Source organism: Amycolatopsis jejuensis (genome assembly GCF_000717335.1).
GTDB classification, from domain to species: domain Bacteria; phylum Actinomycetota; class Actinomycetes; order Mycobacteriales; family Pseudonocardiaceae; genus Amycolatopsis; species Amycolatopsis jejuensis.
In genome coordinates, this window is record NZ_JNYZ01000028.1 from 70,962 (window position 1) to 86,504 (window position 15,543).

Below are 15,543 nucleotides of genomic sequence, written 5' to 3' on the forward strand. Positions count from 1 at the left end.
CTTCCGCGGACCGGGATCACCCCGGCCATCAACGCCGAGTTCCCCCGACCGAGGCTTGCTCGTGCGGAGCGACCAGCCAGCCGGAGAATTCGTCCGCCGTCACGACTGCCGTGGCCACGTGGTTGGCCCACTCCACGAACGCCTCGTATTCGTATTTGCCCATGCTCGGCTCACCCGGGCAGCAGTCGGGCAGGACGATGGTCCGGTAGCCGAGGTCGAGTGCTTCGCGGGCGGTCGACTCCGGGCAGCCGCGGCTGCTGATCCCGATGACGAACAGGTTCATCACCCCGTTCATGACCAGGATCCGGCCGAGGGGAGTGCCGCTGAAAGCGCTCAGGCCGGTCATCCGGATGGTGATCTCGTCCTCGTGCGGCGCAACGGCTTCGTAGAACTCGGCGTCCCAGCTGCCCACCAGATTCCGCCCTACCTGAGGGATTTCCCCGAGGCCGCCGCTCTTGGTGTTGAGCTCCGGATAGCCGTCGGACCACGCGCCTTGCGCGAACACCACCAGCAGGCCCGCTTGCCGTGCCGCGGCGAGTGCGGTCTGGACCTGCGGGATCGCTTCGGCGATCATCGCGGGCCACGGCGGCGAGTTCCGCATGAAGTGCCCCTCCGGATGGACCGCGTGGTTCGTGTAGTGCATCACGACGAGTGCGGACCGTGCCGGGTCGAGCTCCGCCAGCGTCATCTGTCCCATTTCCGGTTTCCTTTCTGCAGTGGACGAGCGAGACCAGGGGAGGGCACGGTCTGCGAACGGGCCGGGAGTGCCACCCCGAGCACGACGGCGACGGCCACGACGGCCAGCGTCAGCCAGAACACCGTGGTGAAGGCGTTCCAGGACGGGACCGGGGCGCCGGGGATCAGGTCGCTCGCGAGCACGCTGCCGCTGATCTGGCTGCCGAGGGTGCCACCGACGCTCCGCAGCACGAACGGGAGCCCGGCGACGCTGCTGGCCCGTTCGGCCGGGACCGAAGCCGTTACCACGTTGATCAGCTCGGTGAACACGAGCCCGATCCCGATGCCGAGCAACCCGGCGGCGATCGCGATCCGCGCGCCGCTGGACGCCGCAGCGAGCAAAGTCGCGCAGCTGCCGAGGATCAGCACGTTGCCGAGGATGATCACCGGCCGCGGTCCGAACAGCCGGTCCAGCCGCCCGGTCACCGCCGCGGCGACCGCCCCGGCGACGCCGAACGGCACGAGGACCAGCCCGGCGGTGGTGGCCGTGCCGCCGAGGCCGTAGCCGGTGGATCCCGGTGCGGCAACGAGGTTCGGGATGCAGACGTAAGCGAGAGTCGTCGCGAAGCCGACCACGAACGAGAGCAGCGCCGAGAGGGCCAGCACGCGGCGCCCCAGCCGGAGGTCGACCAGCGGCTGTTCGACCCGCAACTCCACGAGGACGAACGCCGTGAGCAGGACCAGCGAGCCCGCGACCGAACCGAGCAAGCCCGGGGAAAGCCATCCCCAGACCGGTGCTTCCGTCACGCCGATCAGCAGGACCAGCAAGCCACCTGCCAGCAGCGCGGCGCCGGGCCAGTCGACCGCACCGCGGCGGGCCGGTCGCATCGGCGGCACGATCCGGGCGGTGGCCAGGCCGATCACGACCAGCAGCACGAGCGCACCCCAGAACAGCCACCGGTAACCCACCGCCGTGATGATCGGGCCGGCGAGCGCCGGACCCAGCCCGGTGGTGAGCGTGACGCTCGCGATGATGATCCCGTTGCCCCGGCGTACCCGCTCCGCCGGCTGCGTATCGCGGACGATGCCGGTCGCCAGTGGTGCCAGGCACAACCCGGCGCCCTGCAGGATCTGGCCGATCGCCAGCGGCAGCACCGAGGTGGCCGACGCGGAGAAGATCACGCCTGCCGCGACGACCGCCAGCACGCCGAGCAGCACTTTCCGCTTGTCGCCGACGTCCGCGAGCCGGCCGACGAGTGGGGTCGTCACCGCCGAGGACAGGAGCAGGCCGGTGAACACCCACGCCACCGAGGCGGGGGTGCCGCCGACCCCGGCCTGGATGTCGGGCAGAGCCGGCGCCAGCATCGATTCGAGCAGGAAATAGACGACGACCGCGCTGGTGATGACGAGGAGCACGCGGGAAGGTCGTGGTGAAGCAGACATGGCTCTACCTCCGTCTGCACCGCAAGGGGTTCCGGGCAACCGGGTCAATCCGGTTGCCGCACTGGGGAATTCACCGCCGCTCGCCGGAGCCGGCGGTCGCTAGGAGCGATTCACGCGTCCGGGATCCACGTTCGGTTGTATCGGCCGACCGCGAGACCGCGTTCGGCTGCATCGGCGAATCGCGCCGGAGTCGCCGGGTCCAATTTCCCGGCATTGTGGTTGAGTGCGGCAGGCGTTGTGTCGCCCCAATTCCCGGTGTCGAGCCGATGGGTCATCACCTCGAGCAAAGTGGCGCTTTCAACGGTATTGGCGGCGAGGTGCCCGTCGGCGTCCACGAAGGCGAAACGCACCAGATCTTCCCTGCCCAAGGCGTGTACGCGCTCGCGATACCCCTCGGCCAGGCTGAACGGCACCGCAGTGTCGCCCAGCCCGTGCACCCGCAATACCGGTACCCGAGGTTTGCCGGAGACAGTACGTCCGGGCGCTTTCCAGAATTCGAGCGCGAATTCGGAAGCTTCGACCCGCGGTGCCGCATTCACCCGGGCCAGATCGTCTTCCACCTTCCATCCGGCTTTCCGGTAGAGGTGCGAGACCGCATTCCGGTAGTGCTCGTTTCCGTTCGCGAAAAAGGCGGCGTAATCGACTTCGGTGTTCCAGGACAGTTGCTGCCCGCGGCCCGCATTCTCGAAGATGATGCGACCTGCGCCGCCCGCGTTCAGCGCGTCCCGGTGCACGAGGTGGTACATGCTGTGCTGCAGGGCTTCCGGGTCGTCCAGCCGTGGCGCCGGATGCAATCCGCTTCCCCACGCGGGCCACTGCCCGAGGGTGATTGCCAGTGCGATCCGGGCCCGGCCGAGGGGAGTGCGTTGCGCCGCATCGATTGCCGCCCGCCAGGACTGCTCGATCGCGGCGTCCGGGAGGTAGGCGATGGTGTCCTTGATCCGGCGCATGCCCGCGTTCGGCAGGTCGGTGACGAGCAGGTCGGCGAGCCTTGCGGCACCCGCGGCCTCGGCGTCCGGCCCGATGAGTGCCTTCAGAGAGAACCACATGTCCAGATGCGTGTTCATGATCCACACCGGCGTGTGGGCGTCGAAGGCGATTGCGCCGTCGATGCGGTCCGCGAAATCCTCCGCGACCGCCAGTGACACGTGGCCTCCGCCGGAACCGCCGTGGTGAATCACGCGTGCGGGCCGCTCGAACTCGGCGTCGAATCGCTCCAGTACCTCGTCGAGCATCGCGATTTCGTGTACCGGGTCGTACTGGAAGAAGTCCAGCGGGTGCCGCGCGGTACCGGCGACCGCGAATCCCCGCCTCAGCATGTCGGCATAACGGTCCGCGCTGCCTCCGGTCGCTCCGGTCGAAGCGAGCAGCACCTCGTCGCCGGGCATTTCCGCGACGGCGGCGAAATCCATGTCGCGGACCAGGACCCCGTTCCAGGTTTCGGGCACCCGCATGAGGAACGGGGTACCGTCGGGCAGCAACCCGCGCCGCTGCGAGAGCTTCATCGCCGATCACCGGCAGGCAGCCCGTCGAGCCAGCCGATCATCACCTGGGCCAGTTCGCGATGCCGTTCGATCTGGATGGTGTGGCCGGAGCCTTCCCATTCGAGTGCCTTGGAATACGGATTCCCGAAGGTTTCCTTTTCCCAGGCCGCCTTTCCGGGCAGGGAATGCACGGAAAGTACCGGGGCCTGCCTTCGCTTCAGATATTCCGTGGCCGGATCGCGATGGAACACCCCGGACGGAGCGTCGGCGAGGCCCTCGTACGGCTTCCAGACCATCTCGGCGGGCATGCTCTGGATGCGGCGGCTGTTGAAGGTCGGCAGGAAGCCCGGCGTCGCCAAGGTCGTGCCCGCGGCCGTCATCTGATCGAGCAGGAGCCGCTGCCCTTCGCCGGGGGACTGCCGCCACTTCGCCCGCCCGGCTTCCAGCACCGCAACGTACTCCGGGGCGTGCCCGTATGCCGGGTCCACCGCGACCATGGCGTCCACGAGCCCGGGATGCTCGACCGCCATCGACGCGGCCAGCGCACCGCCGAGCGAATGCCCCACCGGTACGACGGGCCCGCCGCCGAGATGCCGGATGAGGTCCACCATGTCGGCCACCATGCATTCCCAGCCGTAGTGGTCGGGCACACTCGAATGCCCGTGCCCGCGCAGATCGCAGGCGACGACCCGGTACTTCCCGGCGAGCAGCGGGATGAGCCAGACCCAGTCGTTGGAGTCGACGCCCCAACCGTGCATCAGCAGCAGTGTCCGCGGGCCCTGGCCTTCGTCGGTGTAGAAGAGCTCGGCTCCCTCGGTGTCCACATAGGGCATTGCTGCCACTCCTTCCTGCGGTTCACGATGACGCGGCCGGATGCGCCCCGGGCCGCCGGTAGGGGAAACTTTTCGCCCGCCTCAGCGCGGTGAGCATTTCCTCGACCGACAGCAGCGGCACGATCTCGACTTTCGAGTACGCACCTCCGGCGCTGATCGCCGCTTTCAGCATTGCGGCCGACGTGGTGTCGGGAGCTTCGAAAAGCCCGTACACGTCGTACTCGCCGAACGCGTACCAGTAGCCGTGGACCTTGCCGCCGTACAGCGACTCGGCTTCCACCGAGGGTTGTCGCCGATCTTCCGGGTTCTCGATGAGATCGGCCCAGGTCTGCGGAGTGGCTTTCGAGCGGATCAGGTAGAACGCCATTGTCCTTCCTTTCTCGGTCCTTTCTTTCTCGTCATCCCCGTTCGTGGACCAGTTCCCCCTCGAAATAGGTCTCGAGGACCTTCAGTTCGGCGATTTCCCCGTCCGGGCAGGTGAGAATGTCCCGGTCCAGTACCGCGAGATCGGCGTACTTCCCGGGTTCGAGCGAGCCGATGCGGTCCTCCCGCATGAGTGCGTAGGCCGCGTTGCTGGTGTACATCCGGACCATCTGCTCCCGGGTGATCGCCTGGTCCGGCAGGAGCACCCCGGCGAGCGTGCCGTTCGTCAGCGCCGAGTACTGCCCGAGGAACGGCCGTTCGGGATCGTAGGTCGCGGCCGGGATGTTGGAGCCACCGCTCACCACGAGACCCGCTTCGAACCAGTCCCGCGTGCGCGGTGCCCACATCCGGACTGCCTGGTCCCACGCGTCCGGAGCGATCCCCTGGTGGAAGCCGGTCGCTTCGATCTGCTGGTGCATCCGCAGGGACCGCTCGGCCGCGTAGTAGCTGAGCAGCGGGTTGGGGTTCACCATCAGCCCGAGCTTCTTCGCGCGCTCGATGTCTTGCGGCAGCCGCAGCCCGTGCGGATGCGTCAACGTGTGCCTGCGTGCCACGAACTCCGCCGGATCGGCTTCCGCGGCCGTTTCGAGGATCGACAGCACCTCGCTGACGGATTCGCTCACCCCGATGCTCGGGGGGATCGCGACCGTCCAGCCACGGGCTACCGATTCCAGGACCATTTCCCGGAGCCGGGGCTCGTCGATCTGCATCCAGCCTTCGAGGTTGTAGCCGATGGAGACACCCGCGACCCACAGGAGATCGCCGCCCATCTCCCACGGCTCGAAATAGGAGCCGAACAACCGGTCCCGATCCTCCTTGGCCCACAGATGCCGCTCGGGGACCGCGACCAGCACGCCCAGCCGGTTCCGCAGCAGACCGCGCCGCCGGGCCTCCACCCAGGCCCGGATTTCGACCGGGTACGTCGCGTCGTCGCGCACCGTCGTGATGCCGCACGCGAGGTTGACCCGTTGCTGCGCAAGGGCCGCGTCCACCAGCGCTTCGCGGTCGAAGTGCAGGAAGTCCCACTCCCAGGCCGGTCCGCCGACGAGCTCGGACCACCGTTCGCGGGCCAGGTCCGCCGCTCCTCCGATGAGCTGGCCGGTGGGTTCCCCGTCGGCGTCGCGGCCGATGATGCCGTCCGGCCCGGTGGGGTCAGGGCTGTCCCGTCCGATCCCGGCCAGCCGCAGCGCATAGCTGTTGGCGATGATCGGCCGCCCGCCCTGCCGGATGTACACCGGATGGTCCGGGGCGATTTTGTCCAGGTCCCACCGGTTCGGCCACCGGCCGCCCTCGAGCGCCCCGCGGTACATGCATCCGGCCTCGACCCACTGCCCCTTCGGGGTCGCGTCGACCCGGCTCTTGATGGCGGCGAGGATGTCGTCGATCGAGGTCTTGGTGATGAGGTCGACCGCGCCGCGCTCGCCGATCATGTCGATGCCTGCGGTGATGAAGTGCTGGTAGCTGTCGATCTGCCCGGGCACGACGCATTTTCCGTGCAGGTCGACGGTTTTCGTCCGGGCCCCCGACAGGGCTTCGACCTCGGCCCGGCTGCCGGCTGCGACGATGACACCGCGGGAAACGGCCAGTGCCTCCGCGATGCTGAATTCCGGGTCGGCAGTGACGATCTTGGCGTTGGTCAGGATGAGATCGGGCGCGGTCATCGGCTGAGGTCTCCTGCCTCTCGAAGAGCGGTGTCCGTATCGAAGATCATCACGGTGCTGCCATCGGCTGCCGGCCAGGGCTTTTCGCGGTGCACGAAGGAGATCCACGAGTGGTGCATCCGGGTACCGAGGGAGCGCACCAGTTCGGGGTCGAGCCCGGCGAGGAACGGGGCCGCGGCCCATTTTTCGGGATTGGCGAAGGTGAAGGGCAGTTCCAGGCAATGGGTGGCGCCGAGCGCTCCGGAGAATGCGGCGGCGTCGAGGGCGAATTCGTATGCGTAGGTGGTTCCGTTGCCGCTGCGGCGAGTGAGGACTTCGCGTGCGGGAGTTTTGAAGAGGTAATCGCTGCATTCGGCCGACAGCACGGCGCGGGGGTCGTCCCCGAGCCGGTCCGCATAACGCTGGTAGACGTGTCCGGGATTCTCGTGTCGTTCCCGGAAAAATGCGGTGACGTCGTCGGCGGTCGCGGTGTCGTATTGCGGGTCGGCGGCGAAGGGGAATGTGCCCTCGTCTTCGGTCCAGCCGATCAGAAGGTCGAGGCGAGGGTCGGCAAGCGCGTCGCGGGGGTGCGCGGGCATGAGGTCGTCGAGGACGGGGGTGAAGGCGAGGTTCCAGGCACCGAACGCGGCGGACCGGCGGAGCATCGCGATGGTTCCCTCGACGAGGCGGGTGGCGGATTCTCCGGCGAGCCCACGGCGATCGGCATGACCGAGCAGATGCGCCATGGTGTCGGTTCGTTCGGTTGCTTCCTCGGAGGTCGGAAGGTCGAGCCCGAGCGGGGCACTTTGCACGATCGCGCGATGGAAGAGCGGGGCGGCGGTGGGGTGCTGGGCGAGCGCGCCGATGGAGAATCCGCCGCCGGACTGGCCCATGAGGGTGATCGCGTCGGGATCGCCGCCGAATGCGGCCGCGTTCTCGTGAATCCAGGTCAGTGCCGCGGCCTGGTCGCTGAGCCAAACGTTGGAGTGGCCCGGCACCATGCCGTGCAGGAAGCCGAATGCGTTGAGCCGGTAGTTGATGGTGACGACGACGAGATTTCCGTTGCGGGCGAACGTGTCTCCGGCGTAGTACGGGATGTTTCCCGAACCGCTGGTGAAGCCGCCGCCGTGGATCCAGACCAGCACCGGCCGCTTGGCTCCGTCGAGCCCCGGGGTCCAGACGTTGACGGTGAGGCAGTCCTCGGCGAACGGCGGGGCGCCGTGCTCGCCCATGATCGGGCTTCCGCCGGGCAGGTACGGCTGGTGTGCGCTCGGCCCGTACTGCGCCCCGTCGCGGACGCCGGTCCACCCCGGATGGGGTTGTGCGCGCCGCCACCGCAGGTCGCCGACCGGTGGGGCGGCGTAAGGGATTCCGCGGAAGACGGCGAGGCCGTCCTCGAGGATTCCCCGGACTGTGCCGCCGGAGGTCACCGCAACCGGGTTCATCGCACCTCGTTTCTTCGGTCCGGTCCCTGACTGTCCGGTGCGGAGCGCCGTGCCGGTCGGCTCGAAAGCCCCGGGAGTACGTCAGGCCGGTGAATGCTCGTGAACTGAACTGATCCGTTTAGTTCAGCTACTGGTAGAGTAACGCTCCATGGAGCGACGTCAAGAGGCATCCGGGGCCCGCGACAAGAAACGGGCAGCGATCGTGGCAGCGGCGGAGGAGGTGTTCGTCGAACGCGGATTCGCCAATGCCACCATGGATCTCGTCGCCACCACGGCCAACGTCTCGAAAGCCACCGTGTACGCCAAGTTCAGCAGCAAGGACGAGCTGCTCGCGGAGATCGTCGCCTCGATGGCGGGCCGGATCAGCCAGGAAATCGACCGGCACACCGATCCGGAGGAAGATCCGCGCACCAGGCTGACCGCGCTCGCCTGCCGTTATGCCCTGGTGCTGTTCGAACCGCACACGGTCGCCCTGCTGCGGCTGGTCGTCGCGGAGTCGCACCATCGGCCCGAGATCGGCAAGCGGTATCTCGAAGCCGGGCCGTTGCCCGCGATCGCGCATCTTGCTTCGGCGCTCCAGGAACTGGTCGACCGCGGTGATCTCGCCATCAAGGACGTCGACCACGCGGCCCTGCAGCTGGTCGGGATGGTTCAGGCTCGGCGCCTGTATTCGTTGCTGGACCCGAGCCTGCTCCCGTCACCCGAGGACATCACGGCGAGCGCGACCGCCGATGTCGAGGTTTTCCTTGCGGCATATGGGACCGGAATCCGGTAGCCCCGTCACTTCGTCAGGACCATCGTGGCGCGCGCGGCGGCCAGCTTGGCCGGAAAACCGATGCACAGCAGCACGGCGACCGCGCCGGCGACGGCGAACACCACGAAGGCGAGCCGGAAATCACCCCACGTCGGCTGTGGCTGCCCGCTGGCGGCCAGCAGCGCTGCCGCGATCTGCCCGCCGAGCGAGCCGCCGACGGCCTTCATCACGAACGTGATGCTGCTGACGCTCGCCAGCCGCTCCGCGGGGACGGCGGCGACGACGATGTTCATCGCCTGGGTGAGTCCCAGCCCGATGCTGACGCCGACGAGACCGGTGGCCAGGAAGATCAGCCAGAGGTGCGCGGCCCCGAACAGCAAGGCACTCGACACGGCGAGCGCGCCGGTGGCGGTCAGCATGACCGCGCGGGCCCCGATCGCGTTCTCCAGCCGCCCCGTCACCGGTGCCGTCACGGCACCGATGATGCCCATCGGGAACAGGATGAGGCCGGTGAGCGCGGCCGAGGCGCCCATTCCGATCCCGGTTTCCGCCGGCAGCTGCACCAGAATCGGCACCAGCACGTACACCGCGATGCTGACGAACCCGATCACGAACCAGACCAGGCACACCAGCAGCACCGGCCGGTCGGCCAGCAGCCGCAGGTCGATCAACGGTCTCGCGATGCGCAGCTCCACGACCACGAACGCGGCCAGCAGCACGACGGCGCCGGCGAACAGCCCGAGCGTTCCGGCGGACAGCCATCCCCACTGCGCGGAGAGGGTGATCGCGAGCAGCAGCCCGACGATGCCCAGCCCGAGCAGGGCAGCCCCCGTCCAGTCCACCGATCCCGACTTCGCGGGCGGGCAGGACGGCACCGCGAACCAGGCCACCGCAAACGCGAATGCCAGCAGCATCAACGGAAACCAGAACAGCCACGAGTAGGGCAGGACGCTGACGATCGGCCCGGCCACCAGCAGTCCGACCCCCAGCGACAGCGTCGCGGACCCGATGATCAGGCCATTGGCCGATTTGATCGCACCCGGCGGCTGCGTGTCGCGGACGATGCCCGCGGAGAGCGGCAGCAAGCCGAGGCCCGCGCCTTGCAGCAGCTGCCCGATCGTGAGGACGACGATCGACGTCGAGAGTGCGGCAACTGCGGTGCCGAGCATGACGATGGCGAGCACGCACAGCAGTACGGTGCGTTTGTCCCGGGTGTCGCCGAGCCGCCCGACTACCGGAGCCGCGACCGCGCCTGCCATCAGCACCCCGGTAAAGACCCAGGCGATGGCCGGCGTCGTCGCGCCGACTGCTTCCTGTACGAGGGGCAGCGCGGGCGCGAGCATGGTCTCGAGTCCGTTGTAGGCGAACAAAGTGAGGACGAGGACGGACAGCACGACCCGCGCTCGTCCGGAAGAGATGCTGAGGGCAGTCACGGGACCTCCATTGGTCGAGAACGTGCGCGGTGCCTGCTGGGTCAGAGCGGAATGTCGGAGGTCGCGAGGTCGGCCGCGGTCAATGCCATCGCGAGGCTGCCGGTGTGCATGGCCTCGAACGCTCCGGGCTTGCCGGAGTGCTCTTGGGCGGCCGGGGTGTGGAACGGGACGTCCTCCGGCCAGGTGGCGACGGAGAACAGAATTCCGGGAACGAGCTCGCTCACGTCGCCGAAGTCGGTGAACGCCAGCGCGGGCCAGTCCACCACCTCTTCGCCGAGCTCAAGCAGGTTCGCCCGGACCGCTTCGCCCAGCGGCCGCGCGTAGTGGATCGGCTCGCTTCTGGTGCCTTCCACGATCTCCAGCGTGGTGCCGCTCGTGTCGGCGGCGCGCCGCGCGCAGTCCAGCACTGCGCTCGCCAGGCTTTCGAGCTCCGGCCTGCTGTCCGCCCGCACCGCGACGTGACACGCCGCTCGCTCCGGGACGCCGCCAAAGGCATCGCCCCCGTGCGTTTCCAGCCGATGGACCCGGACACCGGGTTGCAGCGCGGTGATCTCGCGATAGGCCATGGCCGCGCCGTCGAGGGAATTGGTTCCGGCCCAGGGATCGGCAGTGGTATCGCGTTGTCCCCGGAAAATCAGTTCGAAAGTGCGGAGGCCCATGCAGCCGGTCATCACGCTGGTCGAATGGTAGGCGTGAAAAGTGAGAGCGGCGTCGATACCGTCGAATGCCCCGGTGCCGATCAGCCGCGCTTTTCCGGTCAGCAATTCCTCGGCGGGGCAGCCGAACACCTTGACAGATCCGGGAAATGCATCCCCGAGCCGGGCGAGGGTGAGACCCGCCCCGACGGCGGAACCCGCGATCAGATGATGGCCACAGCCATGGCCGATACCCGGTAACGCGTCGTATTCGGCAAGCAGTCCGATCGTCGGCCCTTTTGTGTTAGTGGTGAATTCCGCGACGAATGCGGTCGGCAGATCCGCGACATTCCTGACGGTGAATCCGGCACTGCCGAGAACCTCACGGCACCAGTCCGCGGCGCGGTATTCGTGGTCGCTGAGTTCCGGATGCTCGTAGATCCTCCTCGCGAGGACTTCCGCCGTGTCCCGGGTGGCCGTATGCGCCGCGCGGACCGCCTCGTGCATCGGCGTCGACGGCCGCGCAGCGGGTTCCCTTTCCGCGGATCTTCGATTCATCGGGCTGGTCCCTTCTGCCGGGCACGACACTGCACCGTGCGATGACCGGCTTGGCCGATCACCGCACGGGGGAACCCGTTGTGTCTGCCTGTCGGACGAGCTTGGTGCCGACTGTCCCGGCGGTCCCCGGCGGCGAGCTGAACTGATCCGTTTAGTTTAGTTCGCCGAGCGATGGTTGTCCAGAGGGCTGCGGGTGCTGGGAGGCGCCGACGGCGCAGGCAAGTGCGGAGGGCCCGGCCGACGGCGCTCGATCGCCGCCGTGGCCTGGGTGAACCCGATGCGGGCACGGTCGCGTGGCTCGTCCGGGCCGAATCTCTGATGCTGACCCGTCGCCACCCCGACGACGGCAGGGTGGAGGCGGGGTTCCAGGCAGTCGCCGGATTCGACGGCGCGGTGATCGCCGGTCGGGACCGTGCGGTCGGCGACGTAGCGGCGATCACCGGCCAGGTGGGTTCAAGATCGGCACCAGCAGCCGGAGTACCGGGTCAGTCACCGTCCGGGCCGCACCCAAGCGGGACGGGCAGGCGGGAACTCGCCGGTCTCCGCGAATACTCCCCAGGTGCCGCGCCACAGGTCCCACAACCGGGTGAGCTCGGTCAGCGGCTCCGGATGGTCGTCGACGCGGAGGTCGACCACCGGCCACGAATCCTGCTGCCAGACGACCAGTGCGGCCGACTGACGGCCCCGGGCGTCGCCGCCTGCGGACTCGGCGGCGTGGCCCGCCGCGAGGAGGGTTTCGACCACCTCGCCACCAGAGCGGCAGATCTCGTCCATGGCACCGACGACGTCGCCGGACGACAGCAGGTTCCCGGCGCACGCGTGGTCGGTGCCGGTGGCCGTGGCGGCTGCGGACGGAACCCGGTCACCGGTCGTCGCGAAGGGCGGGCCGTCCAGGGCGATTGCGAGCAACTGCCGCAAATGTGGTTCGCGATCGGCGGCGAATGCGCCGGTGACCGCGTCTTCGAGGCTCGACCCGGAACGCCGGCGCCGCTGGACGTCGTCCGCCAGGCTGGTGCTCGCCTTCGCCTGGGTGACGACCAGCAGGTCGGGCGCCCCGAGTACGGTCCGCGCCCCGACGGCGGGCCGGGCGCTGGCGATGAGCGCGCCCAGCGCACCGGTCGCCGGGTCGCGGAGGATGGCCGAGAAGGTCACGCCTCGTCCATCAGGTCCGGACGGGTGCCGGTGGCTTCCTCGGAGAAGTGCGCGTGCACGACGCGCCAGCCGGCGTCGGTCTGCTCGAACACCTGGGTCGCGCGCCAGTAGGAGATCACGCCTGCCGCCAGCTGCCGGTCGTCCAGGTCGCGGCCGCTCTGCGGGACCCAGCGCTTGTGCCGTCGCCCCTTCTCGGTCACTGCCACCGCGATCGTGCCGCGGATCCTGACCTGGGTCTGGCCGGGGTCGAACGGCTCGATCACCTCGAACTGCGGCCGGTAGAAGTCCCAGATCCGGCACCAGTCGTCGAGGCCCCGGTAGGTGAAACCGTTGGCATTGAAGAACAAACAGCCGGGATCGGCCGACCAGATGGTGCGGAGCACGTCCGTGTCGATCGTGTCGTTCGCCTCCAGGAACCTCAGCAGCAGGTCCCACAGCTCGGTGTGGTCGCTTTCGCTGCCGCCGTCGAAGGTGACGCGGTCGGCGTAAAGCCGTTCGTAGTCCCGGTTCGCGATGGTCATCTTCCGTCCACCCATCCCTCATGTGTGCTTCCAGTGCGACCATGCCATCACATCGCTTTGCGCCGCCGACATATCCAATGCGCACAAGTTGGTCTCTCGCGGTGCCCGGGCCGTTGTCGGCCTGCGGACTGCTGCCCGAAGGTGGGATCGCCCCAGACCGAGGGAGACTCGATGATTTCACCCGCGCCCGGCGACGAGCTGAGCTCCGCAGCACTCGACACGATGCTCGAGGAAACCCGCGCCCTCGTCCGGATTCCCACGGTGAGCGCCGACGCCGGCCCGGCAATGCGCACGGGAGCCGATGCCGTGGCCGGGCTGCTGGGCGCCCGCGGTTTCGACGTGTCGCTGCTCGGTACCCCGACGCATCCACTCGTCGCCGGACGCCGTCTCGTCGATCCGTCGTTGCCGACGATCCTGGTCTACGGGCACTACGACGTGCAGCCTGTGGGTCGCCTCGAGGACTGGCACAGCGCCCCCTTCGACCCGGTCGTCCGGGACGGCCGTCTCCACGGAAGGGGAACGGCGGACAGCAAGGGCCAGCTCGTCGCGGCGGTCGCCGGGATCGACCTCGCGCATCGGCTGGGCGCACCACCGTGCAACGTGGTCCTGATCGCCGACGGCGAGGAGGAGATCGGCAGCCCGAACCTCGCCGCCACCTGCACCCAGCACCGGGACCTGCTGGCCGCCGACCTGGTGATGGCCGTGGACGGGTCCATCCACCCCAGCGGCCGCCCGGTGCTGGCGCTGGGCGCGCGGGGCCTGCTGTGCCTGGAGCTGGTGGCCACGGATCAGCGGGTCCCGCTGCACTCGGGCAACTTCGGTGGCGCCGTCCCCAGCCCGGCCGACCGGATCGCCCGTGCGCTGGTCGCACTGGGTTCCCCCGACGGCGCACTGGCCCCACCGCTCGCGGCCGACGCCGTCACCCCCACGGGCGACGTACTCGCCCTCGTCGACGCACTGCCCGCCCCCGAGCTCCCCGACGGCGTACCGGCGCGCCCGGCCGCCGAGCACTACCGCCGGATCCTCCTCCACCCGACCTTCAACGTGTCGAGCATGGAGGCGGGATACACCGGACCCGGTTTCGCCACGACGATCCCCACGAGCGCCCGCGCCCGGGTCGACGCACGGCTGGTCCCCGACCAGGACCCGGAACGGCTGGCACAGCAGGTCCGCGACCGTTTGCAGGAGCTGGGAATCGACGTCGAGGTCCGGATGCTGGCCCGGATGCCACCGACGAGCACCACCCCGCTCGATTCGGCCTCGGCCGCCGTGACGGCCGCACTGGAACAGGCGTACGGCCGCCCACCGGTCGTCCTGCCCCGCCTGGCGGGCACCGTGCCGGTCAGCATCCTGTCCGACCTGCTGGGAGTACCGGCGATGGTCGTCCCGCACGGCAACCCGGACCAGAACAACCACGCCCCGAACGAGAACCTGGTGATCGGCCAGCTCCGGCGCGCCGCGGAGGCAATGGCGCGGACGGTTCGCTGCCCCGGTCTGGGGTGAGCGGGGCGGCTCGGGTCTGGCGTACCGCAGAGGCGATGGCAGCGAACCATCCACCGCCCCGGCCTCCACTGGCCGGGGCAGCCGAAACGTCAAATACTCCCGGCAAGGCCCCCAAGCACGCCCGCATCAGCCCCCGGCACAAGCAGAACGACCTCGTCCGCGTCGGCGTAAGCCTGCCGTGCCCGGGCGACCAGATCCTCAGCCGTACCAACGCAAGCAAGCTCCCGCACCAGACCCGACGAGAGCGGATCAACGCCACCCGCACGGGCCGCTTCCCGTAGCTCGTCGCCAAGGGGGGACGGGAGGTCGCCCGCGAAGGTGTCGAACACCGGGTTTCCCGCGAGCCGACCCAGCGTCGTGCCCAGCTGGGCCCGCGCGACCTCCAACGCAGCCTCGTGGGAATCCGCCACCACTGCATGCACGTAAACCACCACCCACGGCCGAGCGCGACCGGCGGCACGAGCGGCCTCACGGGCCACCGTCGCAGCGCGGCGCACGAAGGCAGGCGGGGCGTTCAGCGACAGGACCAAGCCATCGGCGTACGCGCCCGCCGTGGCGATCATCTTGGGTCCCGTCGCTCCGATCAGGATCGGCGGTTCGGGGATCGGCTCGGCCGGGGGAGCCGCGGACTCGAACGACCGCACCGCGTCGATCTGCGCCCGGACCGTGCCGAGCGGGGAGCGTTGTTCCACGCCCAGCCGGGCGGCCTCGGTGGCGCTGCCTGCCCCGAGCCCGAGCACGAAGCGGCCGGGGCCGATGCATCCGGCCTGCAGCGTCTCCATGGCGAGTACCTCGGGATGCCGGACGTAGGTGGTGACGACCCCGACCCCGACGGTGAGGCGGCTCGTCGCCCCGAGGACGGCGCCGGCGACGGCGAACGCACCGCGCTCGCGCGGGTTCTCGTACACCCACAGCCCGTGCGCCCCGCTTTCGTCCAAAGTGGAGAGCAGCGGCCGGACTTCGGGCCATGGCAGGCGATACGGGTACACGAACGAGATCTCTGGCATCGGCCAAAACTACAAAGCTCCACCCCGCCCGGGTAGG

General features: G+C 69.1%; 14 protein-coding genes. 2 read left to right on the forward strand and 12 right to left on the reverse strand.

Going from position 1 to position 15,543, the window contains the following annotated elements:
• Window positions 1-28: 28 nt before the first annotated feature.
• From OO71_RS47825 to OO71_RS33635, 7 genes are all read right to left on the reverse strand, one after another.
• Window positions 29-697 (reverse strand): cysteine hydrolase family protein, encoded by a 669-nt coding sequence (locus tag OO71_RS47825; RefSeq protein WP_051792549.1) that lies wholly within the window; start codon window positions 695-697, stop codon window positions 29-31.
• A complete protein-coding gene (locus tag OO71_RS33610; protein ID WP_033294006.1) occupies window positions 685-2,118 on the reverse strand; it encodes an MFS transporter in 1,434 nt (477 codons plus the stop codon). The genes OO71_RS47825 and OO71_RS33610 overlap by 13 nt, the downstream gene beginning before the upstream one ends.
• 110 nt (window positions 2,119-2,228) lie before the next feature.
• Window positions 2,229-3,623 carry a hypothetical protein gene (locus OO71_RS33615; RefSeq protein ID WP_033294007.1) on the reverse strand — a complete coding sequence of 465 codons (1,395 nt, stop codon included), beginning with the start codon at window positions 3,621-3,623 and terminating at the stop codon, window positions 2,229-2,231.
• Window positions 3,620-4,435 carry an alpha/beta fold hydrolase gene (locus tag OO71_RS33620; protein ID WP_033294008.1) on the reverse strand — a complete coding sequence of 272 codons (816 nt, stop codon included), beginning with the start codon at window positions 4,433-4,435 and terminating at the stop codon, window positions 3,620-3,622. Before OO71_RS33620 ends, OO71_RS33615 begins: the two co-directional genes overlap by 4 nt.
• Window positions 4,436-4,457: 22 nt before the next feature.
• The gene (locus OO71_RS33625; protein ID WP_033294009.1) at window positions 4,458-4,802 is read right to left on the reverse strand and encodes a GYD domain-containing protein; all 345 of its coding nucleotides are present in this window, start codon (window positions 4,800-4,802) and stop codon (window positions 4,458-4,460) included.
• Between the two features lie 31 nt (window positions 4,803-4,833).
• Complete coding sequence (locus OO71_RS33630) at window positions 4,834-6,519, reverse strand: amidohydrolase (RefSeq protein WP_033294010.1); 1,686 nt, start codon at window positions 6,517-6,519, stop codon at window positions 4,834-4,836.
• The gene (locus tag OO71_RS33635) at window positions 6,516-7,943 is read right to left on the reverse strand and encodes a carboxylesterase/lipase family protein (RefSeq protein ID WP_051792550.1); all 1,428 of its coding nucleotides are present in this window, start codon (window positions 7,941-7,943) and stop codon (window positions 6,516-6,518) included. Before OO71_RS33635 ends, OO71_RS33630 begins: the two co-directional genes overlap by 4 nt.
• Before the next feature lie 148 nt (window positions 7,944-8,091).
• On the opposite strand from OO71_RS33635, the gene OO71_RS33640 reads away from it, so the two are divergent.
• Complete coding sequence (locus tag OO71_RS33640) at window positions 8,092-8,718, forward strand: TetR/AcrR family transcriptional regulator (RefSeq protein ID WP_084145459.1); 627 nt, start codon at window positions 8,092-8,094, stop codon at window positions 8,716-8,718.
• 5 nt (window positions 8,719-8,723) lie between these two features.
• Here the strand turns inward: OO71_RS33640 and OO71_RS33645 are convergent, their stop codons facing one another.
• The 4 genes from OO71_RS33645 to OO71_RS33660 all read right to left on the reverse strand — a co-directional run bounded on the left by OO71_RS33645 (window position 8,724) and on the right by OO71_RS33660 (window position 12,996).
• Window positions 8,724-10,130: an MFS transporter gene (locus OO71_RS33645; protein ID WP_084145460.1), complete on the reverse strand. Its 1,407-nt coding sequence runs from the start codon at window positions 10,128-10,130 to the stop codon at window positions 8,724-8,726.
• 41 nt (window positions 10,131-10,171) lie between these two features.
• Window positions 10,172-11,323 (reverse strand): amidohydrolase, encoded by a 1,152-nt coding sequence (locus tag OO71_RS33650; protein WP_084145461.1) that lies wholly within the window; start codon window positions 11,321-11,323, stop codon window positions 10,172-10,174.
• Between the two features lie 489 nt (window positions 11,324-11,812).
• Window positions 11,813-12,475: a DUF1028 domain-containing protein gene (locus OO71_RS33655; protein ID WP_051792552.1), complete on the reverse strand. Its 663-nt coding sequence runs from the start codon at window positions 12,473-12,475 to the stop codon at window positions 11,813-11,815.
• Window positions 12,472-12,996, reverse strand: a complete 525-nt coding sequence (locus tag OO71_RS33660; protein ID WP_033294012.1) for a nuclear transport factor 2 family protein — start codon at window positions 12,994-12,996, stop codon at window positions 12,472-12,474. The genes OO71_RS33655 and OO71_RS33660 overlap by 4 nt, the downstream gene beginning before the upstream one ends.
• A 171-nt stretch (window positions 12,997-13,167) precedes the next feature.
• On the opposite strand from OO71_RS33660, the gene OO71_RS33665 reads away from it, so the two are divergent.
• Entirely contained in the window at window positions 13,168-14,499 is a 1,332-nt protein-coding gene (locus OO71_RS33665) for a M20/M25/M40 family metallo-hydrolase (protein WP_051792553.1), read from the forward strand.
• Window positions 14,500-14,588: 89 nt separating this feature from the next.
• Here OO71_RS33665 and OO71_RS33670 read toward each other — a convergent pair whose 3' ends face one another.
• Window positions 14,589-15,506: an LLM class flavin-dependent oxidoreductase gene (locus tag OO71_RS33670; RefSeq protein ID WP_033294013.1), complete on the reverse strand. Its 918-nt coding sequence runs from the start codon at window positions 15,504-15,506 to the stop codon at window positions 14,589-14,591.
• Window positions 15,507-15,543: the final 37 nt, after the last annotated feature.

Excerpts from the sequence above, each read along its gene's own strand:
- OO71_RS33620 (WP_033294008.1), bottom strand. The coding sequence starts at position 4,435 with ATGCCCTATGTGGACACCGAGGGAGCCGAGCTCTTCTACACCGACGAA.
- OO71_RS33660 (WP_033294012.1), bottom strand. The coding sequence starts at position 12,996 with ATGACCATCGCGAACCGGGACTACGAACGGCTTTACGCCGACCGCGTC.
- OO71_RS33630 (WP_033294010.1), bottom strand. The coding sequence starts at position 6,519 with ATGACCGCGCCCGATCTCATCCTGACCAACGCCAAGATCGTCACTGCC.
- OO71_RS33650 (WP_084145461.1), bottom strand. The coding sequence starts at position 11,323 with ATGAATCGAAGATCCGCGGAAAGGGAACCCGCTGCGCGGCCGTCGACG.
- OO71_RS33615 (WP_033294007.1), bottom strand. The coding sequence starts at position 3,623 with ATGAAGCTCTCGCAGCGGCGCGGGTTGCTGCCCGACGGTACCCCGTTC.
- OO71_RS33610 (WP_033294006.1), bottom strand. The coding sequence starts at position 2,118 with ATGTCTGCTTCACCACGACCTTCCCGCGTGCTCCTCGTCATCACCAGC.
- OO71_RS33640 (WP_084145459.1), top strand. The coding sequence starts at position 8,092 with ATGGAGCGACGTCAAGAGGCATCCGGGGCCCGCGACAAGAAACGGGCA.
- OO71_RS47825 (WP_051792549.1), bottom strand. The coding sequence starts at position 697 with ATGGGACAGATGACGCTGGCGGAGCTCGACCCGGCACGGTCCGCACTC.
- OO71_RS33625 (WP_033294009.1), bottom strand. The coding sequence starts at position 4,802 with ATGGCGTTCTACCTGATCCGCTCGAAAGCCACTCCGCAGACCTGGGCC.
- OO71_RS33635 (WP_051792550.1), bottom strand. The coding sequence starts at position 7,943 with ATGAACCCGGTTGCGGTGACCTCCGGCGGCACAGTCCGGGGAATCCTC.
- OO71_RS33665 (WP_051792553.1), top strand. The coding sequence starts at position 13,168 with ATGATTTCACCCGCGCCCGGCGACGAGCTGAGCTCCGCAGCACTCGAC.
- OO71_RS33670 (WP_033294013.1), bottom strand. The coding sequence starts at position 15,506 with ATGCCAGAGATCTCGTTCGTGTACCCGTATCGCCTGCCATGGCCCGAA.